Consider the following 25735-nt stretch of genomic DNA (forward strand, 5'->3'; position numbering starts at 1 on the left):
GTTTGTCAACACTTCGTGAAGAAGCACTTCACATGCATAAAGTGCATCAAGGAAAATTAGAAACTGTATCAAAAGTAAAAGTAGAAAATGCAAAAGATTTAAGTCTTGCATATTCTCCAGGGGTTGCAGAACCTTGTAAGGAAATTTATGACGATAAAAGTAAGGTATATGAATATACGATGAAGGGAAATATGGTAGCAGTTGTGACAGATGGAACGGCTGTACTTGGTCTTGGTAACATTGGACCTGAAGCATCTCTTCCAGTAATGGAAGGTAAAGCTGTATTATTCAAGAGCTTTGCTGGTGTAGATGCATTCCCAATTGCCTTAAATACAAACGATGTAGATAAAATTGTTGAAACTGTAAAATTAATGGAGCCAACTTTTGGCGGCGTTAACTTAGAGGATATCGCAGCACCAAACTGCTTCATTATTGAAGAACGTTTGAAAAAAGAAACAAATATTCCTATCTTCCATGATGATCAACACGGAACAGCTATCGTAACAGTAGCAGGTCTTGTGAACGCGCTAAAATTAGTTGGAAAGAAAATGTCTGACATTAAAGTTGTCGCAAATGGCGCAGGTGCAGCAGGTATTGCAATTATTAAACTTTTATATCGCTATGGTGTACGTGACATTATTATGTGTGACCGTAAAGGCGCAATCTATGATGGTCGTCCTACAGGGATGAATCCGGTGAAGGATGAAGTTGCAAAATATACAAATAAGAATCGTATCGAAGGTTCTTTAGCTGACGTTGTACAAGGTGCGGACGTATTCATTGGTGTATCTGCAGAAGGTGCATTAACAGAAGAGATGGTTCGTACAATGAATGACGATGCAATTATTTTTGCAATGGCGAATCCAGTTCCAGAAATTATGCCAGAATTGGCAAAAGCAGCGGGCGCAGCTGTTGTTGGAACGGGTCGTTCTGACTTCGCGAACCAAGTAAATAATGTACTAGCGTTCCCTGGTATTTTCCGTGGTGCACTTGACGTACATGCGACACAAATTAACGAAGAAATGAAGATGGCAGCTGTACAGGCTATTGCTGAGCTTGTAGCAGAAGATGAGTTGAATGCAGACTATATCATTCCGGCACCGTTTGACGCGCGTGTAGCGCCTCAAGTGGCAGCTTACGTTGCGAAAGCTGCAATGGAGACAGGAGTAGCTCGCCGTCAAGTAGATCCAAATGAGATTGCTGAGAAAACAAAACAATTAGCGCTGATTGGTAAAGAATAAGCGAGGAATTTCCATTGACATCATCAAATACAAAAGTATATCTCGAAATTGTAAAAAAAATCCGTTCCATTATGGAAGAGGATGGATTGGTGGCGGGGGATCGTTTGCCGTCTGAGCGTGAGTTAAGTTCACGTTTAAACGTAGGGCGTTCCTCTGTAAGAGAAGCATTGCGTGCTTTAGAACTGGTAGGATTGATTGAAACGAGACGTGGTGAAGGGACGTTTATTCGAAACTTTTACGATAACGGTCTTGTACAATTGATTGCGCCGTTCTTGCTGCAAGATGAGAAAACAATTCGTGATTTATTACAAACAAAACGATTGCTTGAGAAAGATATGATTCGAATTGTATGTAATTTGCCGAAAGAAACGTTTTCTAAAGTGCTAAGAAAATTAAATCAAGTGCTTGAAGAAAATGAAAACTCAATTCCGATGCTTCATCAAACGTTCTTTAAAACACTCATTGAACAAGTCGATAATTATTTACTATATCGCATTTGGATGATCGTAAATGATTACGTATCAACTCTTTCTTGTGAAGTTTCAGGAGATTCTATCGATATGTATAGAAAGCTTTATGCTACTTTGGAAGAAAAACAAGAAAATGATGCACTAAAAATTTACGATGAATTAGTAGAGAATATACAGTTTCACTCGTAATGTATAAAATTTGTCGAAATGACCATGACACGTTATGACAAACATTCTATCGCGTAGCGGTTAAAGTTAAACGTAAAGAGTGAGGTTATTAGACAGATTGAGAAGATAAGGCTAACATCAAACTTTGGTGTTAGCCCAATTTTCTTCTTGCGCTAACCTTAGCTCTCAATGAAGGGGGTCAAATTGTGCTAAGAGATTTATTCGTGAAAAAGAAAAAGTACGCTGCAATACCTTCAGAACAAGTACGAAAAGATGTACCAGATGGCGTTATGACAAAATGTCCGAAATGTAAAAAAATCATGTATACGAAAGAGCTTCTAAAAAATTTAAAAGTATGTGTGAATTGTGGATATCATCATCCTATGAATGCATGGGAACGTCTTGATAGTATATTGGACGAAGGGTCATTCCGTGAGTATGACAAAGAAATGGTTTCATTAAATCCACTCGAGTTTCCAGGATACGAAGAGAAACTAGAGAGCGATCGTAAGAAGACTAAATTGAACGAAGCGGTTGTAACTGGTGAAGGAACAATTGATGACATGCTTGTTGTTGTTGCAGTAATGGATTCTCGTTTTCGAATGGGCAGCATGGGCTCTGTTGTAGGAGAGAAAATTGCCCGTGCAGTTGAAAAAGCATACGACTTACAAGTTCCATTTATTATCTTTACTGCGTCGGGTGGTGCCCGTATGCAAGAAGGGATATTAAGTTTAATGCAAATGGCAAAAACAAGCGTAGCTTTGAAAAAGCATAGTAATGCAGGAGGGTTATTTATTTCTGTTATGACTCACCCAACGACGGGCGGGGTTTCAGCGAGTTTCGCTTCACTTGGTGATTACAATCTTGCAGAGCCAGGTGCACTTATCGGATTTGCTGGTAGACGTGTAATTGAACAAACAGTGCGTGAAAAACTACCGGAAGATTTCCAAACGGCAGAATTTTTATTAGAGCACGGTCAATTAGATGCGGTTGTGCATCGTGATGATATGAGAGAATCGCTCCGTAAGATTTTAGAAGTTCATCAAGGAGGGGAAATGGCTGTATGGCAGAGCTAGAATTTGAGAAACCAGTTGTTGAGCTAAGAAATAAGATTCGTGAACTGAAAGACTATACGAAAAACAGCCAGATGGACTTCAGTGAGGAGATTCGTATTTTGGAAGACAAGCTAGAAAAATTAGAGGAAGATATATACGGCAATATGAAAGTATGGGACCGTGTTCAAATTGCTCGTCATGCAGAACGACCGACAACGCTCGATTATATTGAGCACTTATTTACTAATTTTTTTGAATGTCATGGAGATCGCCTATTTGGCGACGATGCAGCGATTGTCGGCGGCATTGCGAAATATAAGGGGATGCCTGTAACTGTAATTGGGCACCAACGCGGAAAAGATACGAAAGAAAATATTCGTCGTAATTTTGGGATGCCTCATCCAGAAGGATATCGAAAAGCACTGCGTCTAATGAAACAAGCGGAAAAGTTTAATCGTCCTATTATTTGTTTCATCGATACGAAGGGAGCCTATCCTGGTAAAGCAGCTGAAGAACGTGGACAAAGTGAGGCGATTGCCCGTAATTTATTTGAAATGGCGGGTTTAACGGTACCTGTTATTTGTATTGTTATCGGTGAAGGTGGTAGTGGTGGTGCGTTAGGTCTTGGAGTAGGAGATTACATTCATATGCTGGAAAATTCCACGTATTCTGTTATTACACCAGAGGGTGCGGCGGCAATTCTTTGGAAAGACGCTGGTAAAGCAAAAGAAGCTGCAGAAGCGATGAAAATTACAGCATTAGATTTGAAAGAATTAGGTGTAATTGACGAAATTATTCCAGAGGCAAAAGGTGGAGCGCATCGTAATATTTTAAAACAATCAGAAAATATAGATTTAATGCTTAAGAAAACTTTTGAACAATTAAGCGGAATTTCGAAAGATGAATTAATCGAAAAACGTTATGAAAAATATATGAAAATTGGGCAAGTTTCGTTTTCAAACGCTTCCATTGGGATAAAATAATAAAAGCGTGCGTTCCTCTTCGCGAATGCACGTTTTTATTATGAAAAGACACATCTTCTCCATTGTGTTTTTATATTTTTTCGTGTTATTTTATTATAAGGCAAATAATCTTTATGAGGTGAGTACAAATGAAACGTATTGGTGTATTAACAAGTGGTGGAGATTCACCTGGTATGAATGCTGCCATTCGTGCAGTTGTTCGTAAAGCGATTTTCCATGATATTGAAGTATATGGTATTTACCATGGATACGCGGGTTTAATTTCTGGTCATATTGAAAAATTAGAACTTGGTTCTGTTGGCGATATTATCCACCGTGGTGGTACGAAATTATATACAGCAAGATGTCCTGAGTTTAAAGATCCAGAAGTACGACTAAAAGGTATCGAGCAATTAAAGAAACACGGTATCGAAGGACTTGTTGTTATTGGTGGAGATGGCTCTTACCAAGGTGCTAAAAAATTAACTGAACAAGGATTCCCATGTGTTGGTGTACCAGGTACAATCGACAATGATATTCCTGGAACAGACTTCACAATTGGTTTCGATACAGCTTTGAATACTGTTATTGATGCAATTGATAAAATTCGTGACACAGCTACATCTCATGAACGTACATATGTTATCGAAGTAATGGGACGTCATGCTGGAGATATCGCATTATGGGCTGGTTTAGCTGATGGTGCCGAAACAATCTTAATTCCAGAAGAAGAGTATGACATGGAAGATGTTATTGCTCGTCTGAAGCGTGGTAGTGAACGTGGTAAAAAACACAGTATTATCATTGTGGCTGAAGGTGTTGGAAGTGCAATTGACATCGGTAAGCACATTGAAGAAGCAACAAACTTTGATACTCGTGTAACTGTATTAGGTCACGTACAACGTGGTGGATCACCAAGTGCACAAGATCGTGTATTAGCAAGTCGTCTTGGCGCAAGAGCAGTTGAATTATTAATTGCTGGTAGAGGTGGACGTTGTGTAGGTATTCAAGATAATAAACTTGTTGATCATGATATTATCGAAGCGTTAGCTCAAAAGCATACAATCGATAAAGATATGTATCAATTATCTAAAGAATTATCCATCTAATCGGCTTAGCGTCGGATATTTGGGAACGGTTTCATAATTTTCGGAGGTGCAATATGCGTAAAACTAAAATTGTATGTACTATAGGTCCTGCTAGTGAAAGTATTGAGAAATTAGAACAATTAATCGAAGCGGGTATGAACGTTGCTCGTTTAAACTTCTCTCATGGTAGCCATGAAGAGCACGGCGCTCGTATTAAAAACATTCGTGAAGCTTCAAAGAAAACTGGTAAAACAGTTGGTATCTTACTTGATACAAAAGGTCCAGAAATCCGTACTCACGACTTCGTAGACGGACAAGCTGAGCTTGTAACAGGTGCAGAAGTAGTTCTTTCTACTGAGCAAGTATTAGGTACTGCAGAGAAGTTCTCTGTATCTTATGCTGGTCTTTATGACGATGTAGACCCAGGTTCTCGTATTCTAATCGATGACGGTCTTATCGAACTAGAAGTAATCGAAAAAGCTGACGGAAACATCCGTACAAAAGTTTTAAACAGCGGAACTGTAAAAAATAAAAAAGGTGTTAACGTACCGAACGTAAGCATTAAGCTTCCTGGTATCACTGAAAAAGACGTAAAAGATATCGTTTTCGGTATCGAGCAAAAAGTTGATTTCATCGCAGCTTCATTCGTACGTAAAGCATCTGACGTATTAGAAATCCGTGAATTATTAGAAGGGCATAACGCTCAATACATCCAAATCGTACCAAAAATCGAAAACCAAGAGGGTATCGATAACATCGATTCAATCTTAGAAGTTTCTGACGGTTTAATGGTAGCTCGTGGTGATATGGGTGTAGAAATTCCACCAGAAGAAGTACCATTAGTACAAAAACGTCTAATCAAAAAATGCAACGTGTTAGGTAAACCGGTTATTACTGCGACACAAATGTTAGATTCTATGCAACGTAACCCACGTCCAACTCGTGCGGAAGCAAGTGACGTAGCTAACGCAATCTTCGATGGTACAGATGCAATCATGCTTTCAGGTGAAACAGCTGCTGGTCAATACCCAGTAGAAGCAGTAACAATGATGGCTAACATTGCAGTACGTGTTGAAAAATCATTACAATATGAAGATATGTTCAAAAAACGTATTAAAGAGTTCACTCCAACAATTACAGATGCAATTAGCCAATCTGTTGCGCATACAGCACTTGCTCTTGATGTAGCTGCAATCGTAGCTCCAACAGAAAGTGGACATACTGCGAAAATGATCTCTAAATACCGTCCGAAATCTCCAATCGTAGCTGTAACATCTGACGAGCAAGTGGGACGTCGTCTTGCACTTGTTTGGGGTGTGCAAGCATTTATGGCTGGAAAACGTGCAGCGTCTACTGACGAAATGTTAGATACTGCAATTCAAACAGGTATGGATGCGGGTCTAATTGGACTTGGAGACACTGTAGTAATCACTGCTGGTGTTCCAGTTGCTGAAACTGGTACAACAAACTTAATGAAAATCCATGTTGTTGGTGAAGAAGTTGCGAAAGGACAAGGAATCGGTCGTAAAGCTGCAAAAGGTAAAGTAGTTGTAGCGAAAACAGCTGCTGAAGCTGTAGCGAACGTAAACAAAGGTGATATCCTTGTTACAACAAGTACTGATAAAGATATGATTCCTGCAATCGAAAAAGCTGCTGCTCTAGTTGTAGAAGAAGGCGGTCTTACAAGCCATGCGGCTGTTGTAGGTGTATCAATCGGTATTCCTGTTATCGTTGGTGTAAACGGCGTAACAGCAACTTTAAAAAATGGCCAAGAAGTAACAGTTGATGCAGCACGCGGAATTGTTTATAATGGACATGCGGAAGTGCTATAAGTAATACGAAGAGAAGGATCGGAGTCCTTCTCTTTTTTTTACACAAAAACGAGGCAGAATCAGCTTGAAACGCCCAGAATTGCGTTTAAAATCCGTTTGTTACGAGGTTCAATAGGGAAAGGTGTTTAGTTTCTATGTAGCGTATACGGGTGCTCTGGGTTCTTTTAAAGTGATGCGTGAGAGGGGTGTAGAACTATGAAGTGGTTACTATTCTTGTTTATTTTAATACCGGCGATTGAGATTACAGTTTTAATTGGATCGAGTCATGTAATAGGTTTATGGTCTACGTTCGCTATGATTGTATTTACGGGTGTTGTAGGTGTCTATTTGGCGAAAAGACAAGGATTTAAAGTGCTTGGAGAGATTCAATCTAAGTTGAATAGAGGAGAAATGCCAGGAGGAGCGGTACTGGATGGTATTTTTATCTTTGTAGGAGGTATTCTTTTGGTACTTCCTGGATATGTAACGGATATAATAGGTTTTATCTTTGTTCTCCCTATGACGAGGACTTTGTTGAAGCCGTTTGTTGTGAAGTGGATGGAATGGAAGTTTAGAAAGAGTTCTACTATTATTGTGCAGAAATAGTGCTTAGATTATAGCGATCTAAGTACTATTTTTTTGCCCGCAAAAGGATGGGAGATGAATGAAGCTCTGTTAATTAAAGTTTTGCTGTATCATGCCTTAAAATTTGGTGAATGCGAAGGAGTTAAGTGGAAATCAGGCTGCTCATACAAGTCCGGTTGGTGAAAGTTAATAATCGGTGGTGGACAAAATCCTTACGAAACGTAGTTTTGCCTTATTATATTGGCTGTGTATTTTTCGATTGGATATGTAGGTGGTTCTTAATGAGTGTGTTGTAGGGAAATTCATATGAACTCAAGCGGGTTTTTGTATATAAAAAGAATTAATTGGTATGGAAAAGTTAGATGCGAACAGGAAAATTGTTAGTTTAAGTCTCATTTTATACCGTTTTGTATATTTATTCATTTACATAAAAAGTAATAAATGTAAGTGATAATTATATAAAAAATAGAATAAATATGTAAAAACACCTCGAAATATGCGTTTTCAATGCAAAAAACAAGAGTATTATCCTTTTTGTGGGAAATCCTCTTGTTGCATGTAATGAGTGTGAAAAATAAGTACAAGGAATAATCAGTGGGAAATTCCCACTGATTACATGTAAGTTTTTGTTGTATATGAATTAGAAACTATTATTTTGAAGGTGAGCCTTTAATATATTTCCACAAATCATGGAATACACGAGCTTTGTGCAATGTATTAAGTAGTACTAAGATGACTGGACCGATGATTAATCCTAAAAAGCCAAAAAGCTTAAAGCCGACAAATAGAGCAATCAGTGTTGCTAATGGATCAAGACCGATATTGGAGGAAAGTACTTTAGGTTCCATAATTTGTCTTTGGACAATCACGACGATGTATAAGATGAGAAGACCGATGGCGAAAGCAGTGTCGCCGGTGAAAAATACGTATATAACCCAAGGAACGAAGACGGCGCCTGTTCCTAAATACGGGAGTAAATCTACAACCCCTGTAATAATTGCGATAGTAATGGCGTATGGTACGCGTAATATTAAAAGTCCGATTAGTACAATAACAGTTGTCATAGATACGAGTGTAAGTTGCGCTTTAACAAAACCAAATAAAGCTTTTCTTAAATCGACAAAAATAGTTTTTCCATAGCCATGAACACGATTCGGCAAAAATTTTCTTACTTTCTGAGCAAGACGGTGCCAATCGTAACTAATGAAGAAAGTGGCTAATAAAACGAATACAAGGACAGTTAAAGTTGTTGGTAATGCACTAATGAAATTTGTTAATCCGCTTATAATAGCAGTTAAAAGTTCTTTCATTTGCGTCGTTGCTTCGGTTCCTAAGTTTTGAATGTTTTGTGTAATCGTATAGCGCTGTGGTTCACCAAGATGATTAAATTTAGAAATTAAATCATCATAGAGAGGCATAATATGATTAAGTGCAAATTGCTCTGCGAATTTAACGATATCCGGAAACTTTACTGTAACAAGTTGTAGTAAGTATGTTGTGGCAGATATTGCTTCCGTTACAAGATATGTAACGAGTCCGACGATAGCTCCGAATACGAGAATTAAGCTAACGAGTACTGCTAGTGCGCGAGGAAATTGTAGTTTTTGATTAAGGAAATTGACGACGGGATTAATCAAATAAGCAAATGCGAAAGCGATAATAAAAGGGTAGATAAGTCCTGACATATATAGTAATGCATAGAACCCGGCTACCGTTGCTACAATGACAAATATGAGTCGCAATATCATATATAGTAAGTTTCGGTTCAAAGATGTATACCTCCCATTCCAATTTGGATTATCCTAATTCGTTCAACTTATAACGAGTGTGCCCCGCTGATTAAAGTTTCACTTTATGTTATAGTGGAATGATGGATTTTTCCTGCTTTTTCAGTACATGAGTGACTGTAAAAGCTTGGTGTTGATGCTTCTACTATATGGTAAAAACTTCATTTTCTCTTCTTTTTATTTTACCTGTTTCTTATTAGAAAAGAAAGGAGAGACAATCGTTTTCAAAAATGTATACATGCTTAAATTTTTGATGATGAAAGTCTCATTTTAGCATTTTAAAATACATAAAAAATGAAGTGGTTATTGTTGAATATACATCGATATAGCATGTATAACGATAGGTTTAAAGGTATTTTTGTTTGGAAATGAGTTCATTATTTTCAGAAAGGAAGTGCAAACATGATTAGTCAGTCAACGTTATTTTTATTCATACTACTTATTATAGGACTTGTTGCTAAAAACCAATCGCTTACTGTAGCTATTGGTGTGTTGTTTTTATTGAAATTTACGTTTCTAGGGGATAAAGTCTTTCCTTATCTACAAACGAAAGGGATTAACCTTGGTGTTACGGTTATTACAATAGCAGTACTCGTACCGATTGCGACGGGGGAAATAGGTTTTAAACAACTTGGAGAAGCGGCGAAATCGTATTATGCATGGATTGCTTTAGCTTCAGGGGTAGCGGTTGCTTTGTTAGCCAAAGGCGGCGTACAATTATTGACGACGGATCCTCATATTACAACTGCGCTCGTTTTCGGGACAATTATAGCGGTTGCTTTATTTAATGGAGTTGCTGTAGGTCCATTAATTGGGGCTGGAATTGCCTATGCAGTTATGAGTATTATACAGATGTTTAAATAAGGAATTTTATAGTAATATAAAATTTTTGAATTCTTTCTGTTCACAAAAGTCAGATAATTGTTTATAATAGGATTAGAAACTTTGAAAAGTTACATAACAGCAGAGACTTTACACCAGATAAAATAAAAACAACATAAAACAATTTTATAATGATATTGTTTTATGTTGTTTTTATCATAAAACTCTTCGGAATTAATTTTCCTCACTAACTTGTTGTTTTGAGCGTGAGGATTCGGGGAGACATTCACGCTCATGCTTTCCATGTAGACAATGGACATAAGAGGGGAACATCGCAACAAATTTGCATGATCGTGCATTTTGCTTGCCTAAAGAGTGAACGGGCGTTCATAATTCAAAAGGGGAGCAAATAGATATAAGGAGCAAGGTTGGGAGAATTTTCAGGAAAAGGAGAGAATGTCATGACTGTTATTCGAGGTTTAGAAGGGGTAGTAGCAACAACATCATCTGTGAGCTCTATTATTGATGATACATTAACTTATGTTGGGTATAATATTGATGATTTAGCTGAGAATGCTACATTTGAAGAAGTAGTGTACTTATTATGGCATCGCAAGCTTCCTAATGAACAAGAACTAGCGAAATTTAAAGAGATTGTATCGGAATACTATAAAGTTCCAGGTGAGATTTTAACATATTTGAAACAAGTAGATTTAAAAATCGCACATCCGATGTCTGTTTTACGAACTGCAATTTCCATGCTATCATTATACGATGAGAGCGCTGAAATTATGGATGAAAACTCCAATTATTTGAAAGCGGTTAAATTGCAGGCTCAAGTGGGAACTTTAGTTGCTGCTTATGCAAGAATTCGTAAAGGTTTAGATGTTGTTGAGCCTAGAAATGATTTATCATTAGCTGCAAACTTCTTGTACATGTTAAATGATCGCGAGCCAAATGAAGTTGAAATTGAAGCTTTTGATAAGGCGCTTGTACTTCACGCAGATCATGAGTTAAACGCTTCTACATTTACTGCACGCGTTTGTGTAGCAACACTTTCAGATGTATATTCTGGTATTACAGCAGCAATCGGTGCGTTAAAAGGTCCTCTTCACGGCGGGGCAAACGAAAATGTAATGAAGATGCTAACTGAAATTGGCGAAGAAGAAAATGTAGAATCATATATTCATAATGCTCTTCAAAATAAAGTGAAAATCATGGGCTTTGGCCACCGTGTATATGAGCAGGGTGATCCGCGTGCAAAACATTTACGCGAAATGTCTAAGAGATTATGCGTGCTTTTAGGAGAAGACAAATGGTATAATATGTCTATCAAAATTGAAGACATTGTAACAAAAGAAAAAGGTCTTCCACCAAATGTTGATTTCTATTCAGCTTCTGTATACCATTGTTTAGGAATTGACCATGACTTATTTACACCTATTTTTGCAATTAGCCGTATGTCAGGCTGGTTAGCTCATATTCTAGAACAATATGAAAACAACCGTTTAATCCGTCCGCGTGCTGATTATAATGGACCAACACATCAAGTGTACGTTCCAATTGCGCAACGATAAGCGAAAAACACTATTTTGATAGTGAAAATACGCTTTCAAAAGTCTGATTTTTTCGGAAAGACGTAATGATTAGAATATTTTAATTTAAATAACGGTTTGAACTGAGGGGTTATTCCCTCAGTTTCATACATATGAAATTTCAAACATGGGGGTTATCACATTGACGACAGGTGAAAAAATTACTGTAACTAATGGTGTTATGAATGTACCAAACAATCCGATTATTCCATTTATCGAAGGAGATGGAATTGGTCCTGATATTTGGGCAGCTGCATCTCGTGTACTAGAAGCAGCAGTTGAAAAAGCTTATGATGGTGAGAAGAAAATCGTTTGGAAAGAAGTGCTTGCAGGGGAAAAAGCATTCAACCAAACAGGCGAGTGGTTACCAGAAGAAACTTTAAATTTAATCCGTGAATATTTAATCGCGATTAAAGGTCCACTTACAACTCCAGTTGGCGGTGGTATTCGTTCTCTAAACGTAGCACTTCGTCAAGAATTAGATTTATATGTATGTCTACGTCCAGTTCGTTATTTTGATGGTGTTCCTTCACCTGTAAAACGTCCGGAAGATACTGATATGGTTATTTTCCGTGAGAATACAGAAGACATTTATGCTGGAATTGAATATGCACAAGGATCTCCAGAAGCAGAAAAAGTCCTTGCTTTCTTAAAAGAAGCAATGGGTGTTAATAAAATCCGCTTCCCAGAAACATCTGGTATTGGTATTAAACCAATCTCAGAAGAAGGGACAAAGCGTCTTGTTCGTGCTGCAATTCAATATGCAATTAACGAAAAACGTTCTTCTGTTACATTAGTTCATAAAGGAAACATTATGAAATTTACAGAAGGTGCTTTCAAAAACTGGGGTTACGAAGTAGCGGAACAAGAATTCGGCGATAAAGTATTTACTTGGGCTGAATATGACCGTATCGTTGAGAAAGATGGTAAAGATGCAGCGAATAAAGCGATGGCAGACGCTGAAGTGGCTGGGAAAATCATCGTAAAAGATTCTATTGCAGACATCTTCTTACAACAGATTTTAACTCGTCCACGTGAGTTCGATGTTGTTGCAACAATGAACTTAAACGGAGACTACATCTCTGATGCACTTGCTGCACAAGTAGGTGGAATTGGTATTGCACCTGGTGCAAACATTAACTATGTGACTGGACATGCTATCTTTGAAGCTACACATGGTACAGCTCCAAAATATGCAGGTTTAGACAAAGTAAACCCATCTTCGGTTCTTCTTTCTGGTGTATTATTATTAGAGCACTTAGGATGGAACGAAGCTGCGAAATTAGTAACTGATTCAGTTGAGAAAACAATTGCTTCAAAAGTAGTAACTTATGATTTCGCACGCTTAATGGAAGGTGCAACAGAAGTGAAATGTTCTGAGTTCGCTAATGAACTTATTAAAAACATGGATGTAGCGATAATCAAAAATGCATAATTAAAGCGGGGGGTAAATTATGACAATCAAACGCAAGAAAGTTTCAGTCATCGGTGCAGGATTTACAGGAGCAACAACAGCATTCTTATTAGCACAAAAAGAACTTGCAGATGTTGTATTAGTGGACATTCCACAACTGGAAAATCCAACAAAAGGGAAAGCGTTAGATATGTTAGAAGCGAGCCCAGTACAAGGTTTTGATGCTAACATTATTGGAACATCTGATTACGCAGATACTGCTGATTCTGACGTTGTCGTTATTACAGCAGGTATTGCACGTAAGCCTGGTATGAGCCGTGATGACTTAGTAGCAACAAACTCTAAAATTATGAAAAGTATTACGCGCGACATTGCAAAACATTCACCAAATGCGATTATTGTTGTATTAACAAATCCAGTTGATGCAATGACATATTCTGTATTTAAAGAAGCAGGATTCCCGAAAGAGCGTGTTATCGGTCAATCGGGCGTATTAGATACAGCTCGTTTCCGTACATTTATTGCACAAGAATTAAATCTTTCTGTGAAAGACATTACAGGATTTGTTCTTGGTGGACACGGTGACGATATGGTACCTCTTGTACGTTATTCTTATGCAGGTGGCATTCCGTTAGAAACGTTAATTCCGAAAGAGCGTTTAGAAGCAATCGTAGAACGTACCCGTAAAGGTGGCGGCGAGATTGTAGGCTTATTAGGAAACGGTAGTGCATATTACGCACCAGCTGCTTCTTTAGTTGAAATGACAGAAGCAATCTTAAAAGATCAACGCCGTGTATTACCAGCTATTGCGTACCTTGAAGGTGAATATGGTTATAGCGACCTTTACTTAGGGGTACCAGTAATTCTAGGTGGTAACGGAATTGAAAAAATTATTGAGTTAGAACTTCTTGCAGATGAAAGAGAAGCGTTAGATCGCTCTGTAGAATCTGTACGTAATGTTATGAAGGTTCTTGTTTAATAATTAAATATAAGCGGAAAAAGATTCGGGGCCCCGAATCTTTTTCTACTATTTATTCAAATGTTTTTTTGAAATAATATGAAAACGCTATCATTTGGTGTATCCTATAATGAAACTATAGATTTATACTATACATTGCCCTCATCATAGTAAATTTCGGATCAGGTATCGCTATTAGTAGGATAATAAGGTGAAAAAATCGGAGGGGGTTGTAACATGTTAAAGAAAAAAGTTCAAATTGGTCGTAGAATGGATGAAATTACAGTAGGAGAGAAATTATCTATCACTGAAAAAATTGAGGATAAAGATTTGTTATTGTACTTAGGGTTAACGAATGATGCCAATCCATTATATATTCAGCATGATTACGCATCCCAAACTCCGTATGAAAAGCCGATTGTACCAAGCATTATGCTAACGGGAATGATTACAACGGCAGTTACGAAATATTTACCAGGTCCAGGTAGTCATATTACTAGGAAGGACCTTACGTTCGTGAAGCATGTTCACCATTATGAAACGTTACAAATCCACTTTGAAGTTGTGGCTGTTTCTGAGGAGGAACATACAATTGATATGCTTGTATCTGCTCATGATGAAAAAGGAGAAACGGTTGTAAAGGGTTCTTTAACAGTAACGCCGCCTTTTAAATCAGTTTCTATTATGGAAAAAGCATTAGATAATTTTTAAAGCATGAAAATATGAATAGCGCTAGCATACCTTACTATAAGGGGCTAGCGCTATTTTTAGTTGAAAAATCCTTCTTTAAACCCTTCGGCAAATTCTGAGCAACCTGTTTTAATCGTATCCCAGCTTGGTACGTTAAAAGTAAGGAAACATGTTACTACTAAAGTTAAAATAGGTAGTAATACTCGCATAATAGCCTCCTGAATCGTATTTATTTATATATTTAAATTAATAATATATTTATTGGTAATTGAAGTCAATGAAAGGGGTGTTTTTAAGGTGAAGTGGAAGAGAGAAGACATTATTTTTGAAACGATAAGAGAAGCTGAAGTGTGGGCAGAGGGGGTCGCGAATGAAATGTATGGAAGACTATTTGATGGATATGAAACACTGGACTATAAAATAGCGTATGCTCTTTCGTTTTTCCTAGCGCAGGAGAGGGGATTTATGGTTCATACGGAAAAATACTTTGAAAAAGGTAGGTTTATCTACCGAATTTGGATAGCGGAGAGAGAATGAAGTTTTAATTGCTTTTATTTTCGAAGCATTAGTAGAAACGAGCTCCATGTATAGACAATTATATTGAGAGGTACCTTGTTTTCTAGTATGATGAGAATAACGGGGAAAATACTAGGATGAAGAAGGTTTCAAGTCTATAACTTGGAGGAAAAGAATGAACAATCGTATTTTAGTAGTTGATGATGAGGAGTTTATCTTAACTTTAATTGAATTTAATCTACAACAAGCTGGGTTTGAAGTGATAACAGCGATGGATGGAGAAATGGCGCTTCAAAAAGCGACAACAGAACGCCCAGATTTAATTATATTAGATTTAATGCTTCCAAAAATGGATGGTATGGAAGTGTGTAAAGAATTACGATTGCAGCGCGTTATGACGCCGATTTTAATGTTAACAGCAAAAGATGATGAATTTGATAAGGTGCTAGGTCTTGAACTTGGGGCAGATGATTATATGACGAAGCCATTTAGCCCAAGGGAAGTTGTTGCGCGTGTGAAGGCAATTTTGCGCCGCACGAAATTACAACAAGAAGAGCAAGTGAAAGAAGCGTCAGATGAAGAGAGCATCACACTTGCTGAACTTAAAATTTTGCCGGAATTTTATGAGGCTTATTTCCAAGGAAGAAAGCTTGAATTAACACCAAAAGAATTTGAACTACTTGTTTATCTTGCGAAAAATAAAAGTCGCGTGTTGACACGTGATCAATTATTAAGTGCTGTATGGAACTATGATTTTGCTGGTGATACACGAATTGTTGACGTTCACATTAGCCATTTGCGCGATAAAATTGAACAAAATACGAAAAAACCGACGTACATTAAAACGATACGTGGTTTAGGATATAAATTAGAGGAGCCAAAAGGGGATGAATAAATTTCGTTCCAGGCTTCTTTTTACATTTGTTTCTCTTATTGTATTTATTTTAGTTGGACTAGGTTTATTACTGGAAACCGTGTTTGAAAACTACTATATAGATCATGCCAAAGAGAGAATGGTAAAAGAAACAGAGTATGTTGCGGTATTAGCAGAAGAACAGGGTTTTGATGATGTTTTAAAAAATCCATATGTATTTGAAAAGTTAGAAGAAAAAATACAGGCTTCTATTGCATTTGTAGATGAAAAAAAGAAAGTTCAATATAGCGGAGGAGAACAGTCTGCTTTTAGTCAAGGGATGATTAAAGAACTTTCTTCTGAAACAACAAAACAAAGAAACAAAGTCATTACGAAAGAAACAGATCAGAATAATGAATTTTACCATGCGGTATTCGTTCAAGATGTAGCAGGAAAACAAGGGTACATTTTGGTGAAAAGTACAATTGAGCCTTTGAAATCTGTTCATCAAAAAACGTGGGGATTATTAATTATCGGATTTGTTATCGCTTGTCTCGTAGTCGTATTTTTAGGTATGAAAATTACAGGGCAATATATTAGGCCGATTGAATCTGTTACGAAAGTTGCTATCGAATTAGCGAAGGGAAATTATAAAGCACGCGCTTATGAAAGTCATTCGGATGAAACGGGAATGCTGAGTAAAGCGATTAATATTTTAGCCCGTAATTTACAAGAGATGACACTTGAGCAAGAAATGCAACAAGATCGTCTGCATACGTTAATTGAAAATATGGGAAGCGGAATGATTTTAATTGATAGCCGCGGTTATATAAACCTTGTAAACCGTTCTTATAAGGAGACTTTCCACGTAACAGATGAAGAATATTTAGATCGTTTATATTATGAGTCGTTTCATCATACAGAAATTATAGAGCTCGTGGAAGAAATCTTTATGACAGAAGTGAAAGTGCGTAAACAAATGTTATTGCCGCTTGGAATTGAGCGAAAGCATTTTGAAGTATATGGAGCGCCGATTATCGGGACGAACCATGAATGGAAAGGGATTGTTCTTGTATTCCATGACATTACTGAGCTAAAGAAATTAGAACAAATGAGAAAAGACTTTTTAGCGAATGTGTCTCATGAACTAAAGACACCGATTACTTCTATTAAAGGTTTTTCAGAAACGCTCTTGGACGGTGCTATGGATAATAAAAAATTCTGCGAACATTTCTTGCACATTATTTTAAAAGAAAGTGAACGCATGCAAGGGTTAATTGAAGATTTATTAGATTTATCAAAGATTGAGCAACAAGGATTTAAATTGAGTATGGGGACCGTTGATATGAAGGGACTTCTTGAAGACATTCGTATGGTCCTTGATAACAAAGCAGGAGAAAAAGAAATTTCTTTACAAGTAAATGCGCTAAAAGGAGTCTCGGTCATTGGAGATCCAAGTCGTTTGAAGCAAATCTTTATTAATTTAATGAATAACGCAATCGTATATACGCCGGCTGGAGGCGTTGTTTCTGTAGAATTAGCAGAAGATAAATATAATGCTTATATAAAAGTATCGGATACCGGAATTGGTATTAGTAAAGATGAAATTCCGCGTATTTTTGAACGCTTTTACCGAGTGGATAAAGCGAGAAGTAGAAATACTGGTGGTACAGGCCTTGGATTATCGATTGTAAAGCATTTAGTTGAGGCACATCACGGTACGATTACAGTGGATAGTGAAGTTGGGGAAGGGACAACATTTACAGTTGTTTTACCAAAATCAGCAACTGAAAAATAGGATGAAGGATGTTTACAATATATTAACAATGGCTTAATTAAATATTAATAAAGGTCTGTTAATATAATACATGAAAACCCCTTCATCCAAGGAGTAATTTTGGACGAGAATGGTTATGCTGTTCTCGTCACTTCCCTTTTATGTTAGTAAACGTTTGTATATATGATAGAAAATAGCCGTTATTTTTCTTCTCTCTATTAGTCATGTTAATATAGAGAGAGGAAAGGAACGGTTTTTTCTGTGAAAAAAATCATTTCAAATTTGTATGGGGAGGTTTCTGGTTTGGAAAAAAAGGTCGTATTAGTAGATGGTAATAATATCGCGTATCGTGCTTTCTTTGCACTACCGCTTTTAAATAACGACAAAGGTATACATACGAACGCAATTTACGGTTTTACAATGATGTTAATGAGAATATTAGAGGAAGAAAAACCAACGCATATGTTAGTAGCGTTTGATGCGGGTAAAACGACATTCCGTCATAAAACGTATAGTGAGTATAAAGGAGGACGTCAAAAGACTCCACCTGAATTATCAGAGCAATTCCCGTTTATTCGTGAGATGCTTGATGCATTCAACGTACCGCGTTATGAATTAGAAAATTATGAAGCGGATGACATTATGGGGACGTTAGCGAAAGAAGCGAGTGAACAAGGGTTTCATGTAAAAGTTATTTCAGGAGATAAAGACTTACTGCAACTTGTTTCAGATAATACACTCGTATGTATTCCTCGCAAAGGGATTACAGAAGTGGATGAATATACGAAAGAAGCTTTATTTGAGAAATATAGCTTATCACCAAAGCAAATTATCGATATGAAAGGTTTAATGGGAGACCAGTCAGATAATATTCCAGGTGTACCAGGAGTTGGTGAAAAAACTGCGATTAAATTGTTAACACAGTTTGAAACGGTCGAGGCAGTGTATGAAAATATAGATCAAGTAAGCGGGAAGAAATTAAAAGAAAAGCTAGAAGCAAATAAAGACCAAGCTCTTATGAGTAAAGATCTTGCAACTATTATTACAGATGCACCGATTACAGTGCATGTGGATGATATGGAGTATAAAGGGTATGAAGCAAGTGATGTGATTCCAATGTTCGAGAATTTAGGATTTACATCCCTTTTAAATAAATTAGGTGTTACGCCAGAAGAAACGACTCCAGCTGAATTAGATGATATTACATTTGATATTGTGGAAGAAATTACAGAAGAAATGCTTCAGCAAGATAGTGCGCTTATTGTTGAAGTACAAGAAGATAACTATCACAGAGCGGACATTCAAGGTTTTGGTATTCAAAATGAAAATGGCTGTTACTTTATTCAAACAGACATTGCTCTTAAGTCAGACGCTTTTAAAGAGTGGCTTGCAGATGGAGAAATGAGAAAGCATACATTTGATGCGAAGCGTGCAATCGTTGCACTTAAATGGAACGGGATAGATATGCAAGGGATTGACTTTGATCTATTAATCGCTGCTTATTTACTTGACCCGGCTGATACGGATAAAGATTTCCGTACTGTAGCAAAAATGAAAGAAACACATGCTGTGAAATCCGATGAAGAAGTTTACGGAAAAGGTGCGAAGCGTGCTGTTCCAGAGCTAGAAGTAGTAGCGGAGCATGTAGCTCGTAAAGTGCACGTATTATATGATGTAAAGCAAACATTCGTAGAAGAGTTACAAAAGAATGAGCAATATGAACTGTTTACAGAGTTAGAATTACCACTTGCGCGTGTATTAGCTGATATGGAAGTAAAAGGTGTAAAAGTTGATACGGAGCGTCTTCGTAATATGGGAGAAGAACTTGCAGGTAGATTAAAGGAAATGGAACAGGAAATTTATAAGCTTGCGGGAACAGAATTTAATATTAATTCACCGAAGCAGCTTGGTGTTATTCTGTTTGAAAACTTAAACTTACCAGTTATTAAAAAGACGAAAACAGGTTATTCTACGTCAGCTGATGTACTAGAAAAGCTTATGGATCGCCATGAAATTATTCCAAACATTTTACATTATCGTCAATTAGGGAAACTAAATTCAACTTATATTGAAGGTTTATTAAAAGTTGTACATGAAGATTCATCTAAAATCCATACTCGTTTCAATCAAGTATTAACGCAAACAGGTCGATTAAGTTCAACGGATCCGAACTTGCAAAATATCCCGATTCGATTAGAAGAAGGAAGAAAGATTCGTCAGGCATTTGTTCCATCAGAAGAAGGATGGATTATGTACGCGGCAGATTATTCACAAATTGAACTTCGTGTATTAGCTCATATTGCAAATGATAAAGGGCTAGTTGAAGCGTTCCAACATGATATGGATATTCATACGAAAACAGCGATGGATGTATTTGGCGTTGAAAAAGATGAAGTAACTTCGAATATGAGACGACAAGCGAAAGCTGTCAATTTCGGAATTGTATATGGTATTAGTGATTACGGTCTTTCACAAAACTTAGGAATTACAAGAAAAGCAGCAGCGGAATTTATTGAAAAGTATTTAGAAAGTTTCCCTGGTGTACAAGAATACATGAGTGACATCGTAAAAGATGCGAAACAAAAAGGGTATGTGGCTACATTATTAAATCGCCGCCGTTATATTCCGGAAATTACGAGTCGTAATTTCAATTTACGTAGCTTTGCTGAGCGTACGGCTATGAATACACCAATTCAAGGGACTGCGGCAGATATTATTAAAAAAGCAATGATTATTATGGCAGACCGTCTAGAAGAAGAAGGATTACAGGCGCGTCTACTTCTGCAAGTACACGATGAATTGATATTTGAAGCGCCAAAAGAAGAAATTGAAAAATTAGAGAAGCTTGTACCAGAAGTAATGGAGCATGCAATTGAACTCGCAGTTCCGTTGAAAGTTGATTATTCTTACGGTCCAACTTGGTACGACGCAAAATAAGGAAGTGATGAAATGCCTGAATTACCAGAGGTTGAAAACGTCAGACGGACACTTGAAAATCTTGTGACAGGAAAAACAATTGAAGATGTCATTGTTACCTATCCAAAAATAGTAAAACGTCCGGATGATGCAGAAATCTTTAAAGAAATGCTAAGAGGCGAGAAGATTGAAAATATAAAGCGAAGAGGAAAGTTTTTGCTTTTATATGTAACGAATTATGTTATTGTTTCACATTTGCGTATGGAAGGTAAGTTTTTACTGCATCAAGAGGACGAGCCAATTGATAAGCATACACACGTCCGTTTCTTATTTACAGATGGAACTGAACTACATTATAAAGATGTGAGAAAGTTTGGTACGATGCATCTCTTTAAGAAAGGTGAAGAATTGAATCAAATGCCTCTTGCTGACTTAGGTCCGGAGCCGTTTGATGCTGAATTGACACCGCAGTATTTACAAGAAAGATTGCAAAAGACCAATCGTAAAATAAAAGTCGTATTATTAGACCAGCGTCTTTTAGTAGGGCTTGGAAATATATATGTAGATGAAGTTTTATTCCGTTCTCAAATTCATCCGGAACGAGAAGCTTCGTCTTTAACAGCAGAAGAAATTGAACGAATTTACGAGGCGACTGTTACAACGTTAGGTGAAGCAGTGAAGCGAGGCGGAAGTACAATTCGAACGTATATGAATTCGCAAGGGCAAATTGGCTCATTCCAAGAACTTCTAAATGTATACGGAAAAAAAGGAGAACCGTGTGTTACTTGCGGTACGATATTAGAAAAAACAGTTGTCGGCGGAAGAGGAACGCATTACTGCCCGATTTGTCAGCCGAGAATATAGAAAAGAGATAACATCGGATAGGCATTTGTCATATACATACAGCAGGGCTATGTATAAGGGAGGAGCTTACCGATGTACCTTTATTTATCTCTTATTTTATTAGCTTTTACATTAAGCTTAGATAGCTGTAGTGTAGGGCTAACATATGGTTTAAGAAGCGTAAGAATTCCACTAAGATCAATTATAATTATCGGAATGTGTTCAGCGGCTGTTATGCTTGTTTCAATGGGAATTGGACATATGATCGCGAAAATATTTTCACCTGTTATCGCAACGCGTATCGGTGGGCTTGTTCTTATTGGAATAGGAATTTGGGTATTATACCAATTTTTTCGAAGTGAGAAAAAAGAAGAACCAAAGAAAGAGGAGAAGGTTTGGAAATTAGAAATTGCTTCGCTCGGGCTAGTGATTCAAATTTTACGGAAACCGACTGTTGCAGATTTTGATAAATCAGGCACCATTTCTGCAGGAGAAGCATTGCTTCTTGGTATCGCTCTTTCTATAGATTCGTTCGGTGCTGGAATTGGTGCATCTTTATTAGGGTATGCGCCCGCTATGATGGCGATATTAGTTGCGGTTATGAGTTCTTTGTTTTTATTTATTGGAATGAAACTTGGAACGGTTTTATCAAATATGAAATGGTTACAAAAATTTACATTCCTGCCTGGGGTATTACTCATTATTATTGGAATTTGGAAAATGTAAGTATGGGCGTGGAACATTAGTTTCGCGCCTTTTATATTGTGAGGAGGATTATGATGACAGTAGTAATTGGATTAACGGGAGGCATTGCAAGCGGAAAAAGTACAGTGTCTCAAATGTTTCGTGAACTGAGTATACCAGTTATTGATGCAGATATTATTGCGCGAGAAGTTGTAGAACGAGGAAAACCAGCATATAACAAAATTGTAGAAGTGTTTGGAACGGAAGTATTACAAAAAGATGGAGAACTGGATCGGCCGAAATTAGGAAGTGTCGTTTTCTATAATGAAGAAAAACGATTGCAGTTAAATAAAATTGTTCATCCTGCAGTGCGTGAGGAAATGAATACGCAAAAGGAAATGTACATAAAAGAAGGTATGCAAGCGGTTGTGTTAGATATACCTCTCTTATTTGAAAGCAAATTAACAAGTCTCGTTGACCGCGTTTTAGTTGTAGCGGTTAAGCCACATACGCAATTAGAACGTTTAATGAAACGAAATAATTTTTCAGAAGAAGAAGCAACAGTTCGTATTCAATCTCAAATGCCGTTAGAAGAAAAAGTGAAGCATGCAGATGAAGTGATAAATAATGATGGCACAATTATGGGAACGAAAACACAATTACAGGTGATTTTAAAGAATTGGAACATTATTGACTAAAAAATTGTGAAATTAATGAAAATGCTTAGTGACATATCCCCTTTTTGTGTTATACTATTATTGGGATTGGAGATAAATAGTATAACGCATTCAAGGGGGATAACATATTATGACTCGTGTGGCAATTAATGGATTTGGACGTATTGGGAGAATGGTATTTCGTCAGGCAATAAAAGAAAGCGCATTCGAAATTGTAGCAATCAATGCAAGCTATCCATCTGAAACGTTAGCACATTTAATTAAATATGATACAGTTCACGGCAAGTTTGACGGAACAGTAGAAGCATTTGAAGATCACTTATTAGTTGATGGGAAAATGATTCGCCTTTTAAACAACCGCGATCCAAAGGAATTGCCTTGGACAGATCTAGGTGTTGAAGTTGTAATTGAAGCAACTGGTAAATTTAATTCAAAAGAAAAAGCAATTTTACATGTTGAAGCTGGAGCGAAAAAAGTTATTTTAACAGCGCCTGGTAAAAATGAAGATGTAACAATTGTAGTTGGTGTGAACGAAGACAAATTAGATATTACAAAACATACTGTTATTTCAAATGCATCTTGCACAACAAACTGTTTAGCGCCTGTTGTTAAGGTGTTAGATGAGCAGTTTGGAATTGAAAACGGTTTAATGACAACTGTTCACGCTTATACAAATGACCAAAAAAATATTGATAACCCACATAAAGATTTAAGAAGAGCACGTGCTTGCGGACAATCAATCATTCCGACAACGACAGGTGCCGCGAAAGCGCTTGCAAAAGTTCTTCCGCACTTAAACGGAAAACTTCATGGTATGGCACTTCGTGTACCAACACCAAACGTGTCTCTTGTTGACTTAGTAGTAGATGTAAAGCGTGATGTGACAGTTGAAGCTATTAATGAAGCATTCAAAACTGTTGCAAACGGTGCGTTAAAAGGCATTGTAGAATTCAGCGAAGAGCCTTTAGTATCTATTGACTTTAATACAAATACACACTCAGCTATTATTGATGGTTTATCTACAATGGTAATGGGTGATCGTAAAGTGAAAGTACTTGCTTGGTATGATAACGAGTGGGGCTACTCTCGTCGTGTTGTAGATCTTGTAACGTTAGTTGTTGACGAATTAGCGAAACAAAAAAATGTGCAACATATTTAAGTGAATAAGGGAGAGGGCAAGTGAATATTTGCCCTCTTTTTTTATTTTTTTCTGAAAAGGAAAAAAATTATATAAGTATATTTTTGAAAGTGGACATACCACGAAACGTTGTGATTACTGTATTTGTGAATCGTTTATTTTTTTTAGGGAAAAGTAAAGAGGAAAATATGACAGAAAATCGAAAAAACTGTTGTTGCAAAATGAAAATAAACAAAGTATACTAACACTCGTAAACTTAAGAGCTGAGGTACGTAGTCACTACTTAAAGGGTTAGGACCTCTCTGGACTAACTTTCCCCCGTGGTAGTGGAGCAAGCCAAATTGCAAATTAGTTTTCAATTCGAACAGTTAGAATAAATTTACAAGGGGGAACTGTAGAATGGATACTATGGATACGATGGGTCGTCACGTAATCGCTGAACTTTGGGATTGCGATTTCGACAAGCTTAATGACATGCCGTATATTGAACAATTATTTGTGGATGCAGCACTGAGAGCTGGTGCTGAAGTGCGTGAGGTTGCTTTCCATAAATTTGCACCACAAGGTGTAAGTGGAGTAGTAATTATCTCGGAATCACATTTAACAATTCATAGCTTTCCGGAGCACGGTTACGCAAGTATTGATGTTTATACTTGTGGGGATCGTATTGATCCAAATGTTGCTGCAGAATATATTGCAGAAGGTTTAAACGCGAAAACGCGTGAGAGCATCGAGCTTCCTCGAGGCACTGGTAGCTTCGAAATTAAGCAGAGAGAAACAAAAGCTCTTTAAAAAAGAACATAATTGATTTAAAATGTAAAGAGGTGTATAATGCACCTCTTTTTTAGTTTATAAAAAAGGGAAAATATAACGTACTCGTTAGTGAGATAAATTGAGCTCTTACGAATAAGTTAGCACCCCATCTACCATCTTATTTTTGAAAACGAGATGATAAAATAATGTGCTTAAACTTAAAGTGGTAAGAGAGTTAGAATGAGTTATATAATATTGTATATATATTGTCAGATGAAGTAAGTAGAGAAAAAATAAAGAGTATAGTGTAAAGGAGTGAATATATTGCGTTGTCCATCCTGTTCGCATAATGGTACAAGAGTGTTAGATTCGCGTCCGGTAGACGAGGGGCGCTCTATTCGAAGAAGGAGAGAGTGTGAAAGTTGTTTAAGTCGCTTTACGACATTTGAAAGAGTAGAAGAGTCACCTCTTATCGTTGTAAAAAAAGAAGGCACACGAGAAGAGTTTAATAAAGAAAAGATTTTGCGCGGCTTAATTAAAGCGTGCGAAAAAAGACCAGTATCTTTAAGACAATTAGAAGAAGTAACTCAAAGTGTGGAACGTGAACTTCGTAATTTAGGTATATCAGAAGTGAAAAGTGATATGATTGGTGAAATTGTTATGGAAGAACTGCGTGATATTGATGATGTTGCTTACGTGCGTTTTGCTTCTGTATATCGCCAATTTAAAGATTTAAATGTATTTATTGAAGAATTAAAAGATATACTGCAAAAAGAAAGAGAGTAGAAGTTGTATTTTATTCTCTTTACATACCGTAAGTAATGAGATAAGAGAGCTAGAAGCGAAAGCTAATAGCTCTTTTTCGCTAAGAAATTATATAATGAAGATAGAACGAATGAAGTAGAGGATAGATTGGATGAGAGAAAGGAAAA

The 25735-nt window shown here is 37.0% G+C and carries 24 protein-coding genes; 22 read left to right on the top strand and 2 right to left on the bottom strand.

From position 1 onward, the window contains the following. Window positions 1–32: 32 nt before the first annotated feature. The 7 genes from QEP67_RS04425 to QEP67_RS04455 all read left to right on the top strand — a co-directional run bounded on the left by QEP67_RS04425 (window position 33) and on the right by QEP67_RS04455 (window position 7401). Window positions 33–1241, top strand: coding sequence for a malic enzyme-like NAD(P)-binding protein (locus QEP67_RS04425; RefSeq protein WP_161796084.1), 1209 nt, complete (start codon window positions 33–35; stop codon window positions 1239–1241). A gap of 14 nt (window positions 1242–1255) precedes the next feature. Next, window positions 1256–1900, top strand: coding sequence for a GntR family transcriptional regulator (locus QEP67_RS04430; RefSeq protein ID WP_000204434.1), 645 nt, complete (start codon window positions 1256–1258; stop codon window positions 1898–1900). Between the two features lie 185 nt (window positions 1901–2085). After that, entirely contained in the window at window positions 2086–2955 is an 870-nt protein-coding gene (gene accD, locus QEP67_RS04435; RefSeq protein ID WP_000942866.1) for an acetyl-CoA carboxylase, carboxyltransferase subunit beta, read from the top strand. Then, window positions 2943–3917 (top strand): acetyl-CoA carboxylase carboxyl transferase subunit alpha, encoded by a 975-nt coding sequence (accA, locus tag QEP67_RS04440; RefSeq protein WP_000818786.1) that lies wholly within the window; start codon window positions 2943–2945, stop codon window positions 3915–3917. The genes accD and accA overlap by 13 nt, the downstream gene beginning before the upstream one ends. A 128-nt stretch (window positions 3918–4045) precedes the next feature. Continuing rightward, window positions 4046–5005, top strand: coding sequence for a 6-phosphofructokinase (pfkA, locus tag QEP67_RS04445; RefSeq protein WP_000821162.1), 960 nt, complete (start codon window positions 4046–4048; stop codon window positions 5003–5005). A 53-nt stretch (window positions 5006–5058) separates the two neighbouring features. After that, complete coding sequence (gene pyk / locus QEP67_RS04450) at window positions 5059–6816, top strand: pyruvate kinase (protein WP_001232679.1); 1758 nt, start codon at window positions 5059–5061, stop codon at window positions 6814–6816. Between the two features lie 195 nt (window positions 6817–7011). Further along, window positions 7012–7401: an FxsA family protein gene (locus QEP67_RS04455; protein ID WP_000871636.1), complete on the top strand. Its 390-nt coding sequence runs from the start codon at window positions 7012–7014 to the stop codon at window positions 7399–7401. 629 nt (window positions 7402–8030) lie between these two features. Here the strand turns inward: QEP67_RS04455 and ytvI are convergent. Continuing rightward, complete coding sequence (ytvI, locus tag QEP67_RS04460; RefSeq protein ID WP_001081380.1) at window positions 8031–9149, bottom strand: sporulation integral membrane protein YtvI; 1119 nt, start codon at window positions 9147–9149, stop codon at window positions 8031–8033. Between the two features lie 420 nt (window positions 9150–9569). Here ytvI and QEP67_RS04465 point away from each other — a divergent pair, with 420 nt between their 5' ends. The 5 genes from QEP67_RS04465 to QEP67_RS04485 all read left to right on the top strand — a co-directional run bounded on the left by QEP67_RS04465 (window position 9570) and on the right by QEP67_RS04485 (window position 14667). Then, window positions 9570–10031, top strand: coding sequence for a DUF441 domain-containing protein (locus QEP67_RS04465; RefSeq protein ID WP_000625511.1), 462 nt, complete (start codon window positions 9570–9572; stop codon window positions 10029–10031). Between the two features lie 386 nt (window positions 10032–10417). Then, window positions 10418–11566, top strand: a complete 1149-nt coding sequence (gene citZ / locus QEP67_RS04470) for a citrate synthase (protein WP_000503659.1) — start codon at window positions 10418–10420, stop codon at window positions 11564–11566. A 160-nt stretch (window positions 11567–11726) separates the two neighbouring features. Then, the gene (icd, locus tag QEP67_RS04475; protein WP_000206896.1) at window positions 11727–13019 is read left to right on the top strand and encodes an NADP-dependent isocitrate dehydrogenase; all 1293 of its coding nucleotides are present in this window, start codon (window positions 11727–11729) and stop codon (window positions 13017–13019) included. 19 nt (window positions 13020–13038) lie between these two features. Beyond that, a complete protein-coding gene (mdh, locus tag QEP67_RS04480) occupies window positions 13039–13977 on the top strand; it encodes a malate dehydrogenase (RefSeq protein ID WP_000153234.1) in 939 nt (312 codons plus the stop codon). Window positions 13978–14193: 216 nt separating this feature from the next. Further along, window positions 14194–14667 (top strand): MaoC/PaaZ C-terminal domain-containing protein, encoded by a 474-nt coding sequence (locus QEP67_RS04485; protein WP_000914190.1) that lies wholly within the window; start codon window positions 14194–14196, stop codon window positions 14665–14667. Window positions 14668–14723: 56 nt separating this feature from the next. Here QEP67_RS04485 and QEP67_RS04490 read toward each other — a convergent pair whose 3' ends face one another. Beyond that, a complete protein-coding gene (locus QEP67_RS04490) occupies window positions 14724–14855 on the bottom strand; it encodes a hypothetical protein (RefSeq protein WP_001265022.1) in 132 nt (43 codons plus the stop codon). Between the two features lie 88 nt (window positions 14856–14943). On the opposite strand from QEP67_RS04490, the gene QEP67_RS04495 reads away from it, so the two are divergent. The 10 genes from QEP67_RS04495 to nrdR all read left to right on the top strand — a co-directional run bounded on the left by QEP67_RS04495 (window position 14944) and on the right by nrdR (window position 25589). Beyond that, a complete protein-coding gene (locus tag QEP67_RS04495) occupies window positions 14944–15183 on the top strand; it encodes a hypothetical protein (RefSeq protein WP_000871415.1) in 240 nt (79 codons plus the stop codon). A 154-nt stretch (window positions 15184–15337) separates the two neighbouring features. Further along, a complete protein-coding gene (gene phoP, locus QEP67_RS04500; RefSeq protein ID WP_001065223.1) occupies window positions 15338–16057 on the top strand; it encodes a two-component system response regulator PhoP in 720 nt (239 codons plus the stop codon). Beyond that, complete coding sequence (gene phoR, locus QEP67_RS04505; RefSeq protein ID WP_001032131.1) at window positions 16050–17813, top strand: sensory box histidine kinase PhoR; 1764 nt, start codon at window positions 16050–16052, stop codon at window positions 17811–17813. Before phoP ends, phoR begins: the two co-directional genes overlap by 8 nt. A gap of 282 nt (window positions 17814–18095) precedes the next feature. Then, window positions 18096–20729, top strand: a complete 2634-nt coding sequence (polA, locus tag QEP67_RS04510; protein ID WP_000412833.1) for a DNA polymerase I — start codon at window positions 18096–18098, stop codon at window positions 20727–20729. A gap of 12 nt (window positions 20730–20741) precedes the next feature. Beyond that, window positions 20742–21572 carry a DNA-formamidopyrimidine glycosylase gene (gene mutM, locus QEP67_RS04515; protein ID WP_001114486.1) on the top strand — a complete coding sequence of 277 codons (831 nt, stop codon included), beginning with the start codon at window positions 20742–20744 and terminating at the stop codon, window positions 21570–21572. A gap of 72 nt (window positions 21573–21644) precedes the next feature. Further along, window positions 21645–22277 (top strand): sporulation membrane protein YtaF, encoded by a 633-nt coding sequence (ytaF, locus tag QEP67_RS04520; RefSeq protein ID WP_000281738.1) that lies wholly within the window; start codon window positions 21645–21647, stop codon window positions 22275–22277. 53 nt (window positions 22278–22330) lie between these two features. Further along, window positions 22331–22933: a dephospho-CoA kinase gene (coaE, locus tag QEP67_RS04525; protein WP_061673013.1), complete on the top strand. Its 603-nt coding sequence runs from the start codon at window positions 22331–22333 to the stop codon at window positions 22931–22933. A 109-nt stretch (window positions 22934–23042) separates the two neighbouring features. Further along, entirely contained in the window at window positions 23043–24071 is a 1029-nt protein-coding gene (locus QEP67_RS04530; protein WP_000198966.1) for a glyceraldehyde-3-phosphate dehydrogenase, read from the top strand. Between the two features lie 387 nt (window positions 24072–24458). Beyond that, a complete protein-coding gene (gene speD / locus QEP67_RS04535) occupies window positions 24459–24842 on the top strand; it encodes an adenosylmethionine decarboxylase (RefSeq protein ID WP_002003660.1) in 384 nt (127 codons plus the stop codon). A gap of 285 nt (window positions 24843–25127) precedes the next feature. Then, window positions 25128–25589 (top strand): transcriptional regulator NrdR, encoded by a 462-nt coding sequence (gene nrdR / locus QEP67_RS04540; RefSeq protein ID WP_001203687.1) that lies wholly within the window; start codon window positions 25128–25130, stop codon window positions 25587–25589. The last annotated feature ends 146 nt before the right edge of the window (window positions 25590–25735 follow it).

Source organism: Bacillus cereus group sp. MS39 (assembly GCF_040448665.1).
Taxonomy (GTDB): Bacteria; Bacillota; Bacilli; order Bacillales; family Bacillaceae_G; genus Bacillus_A; species Bacillus_A wiedmannii.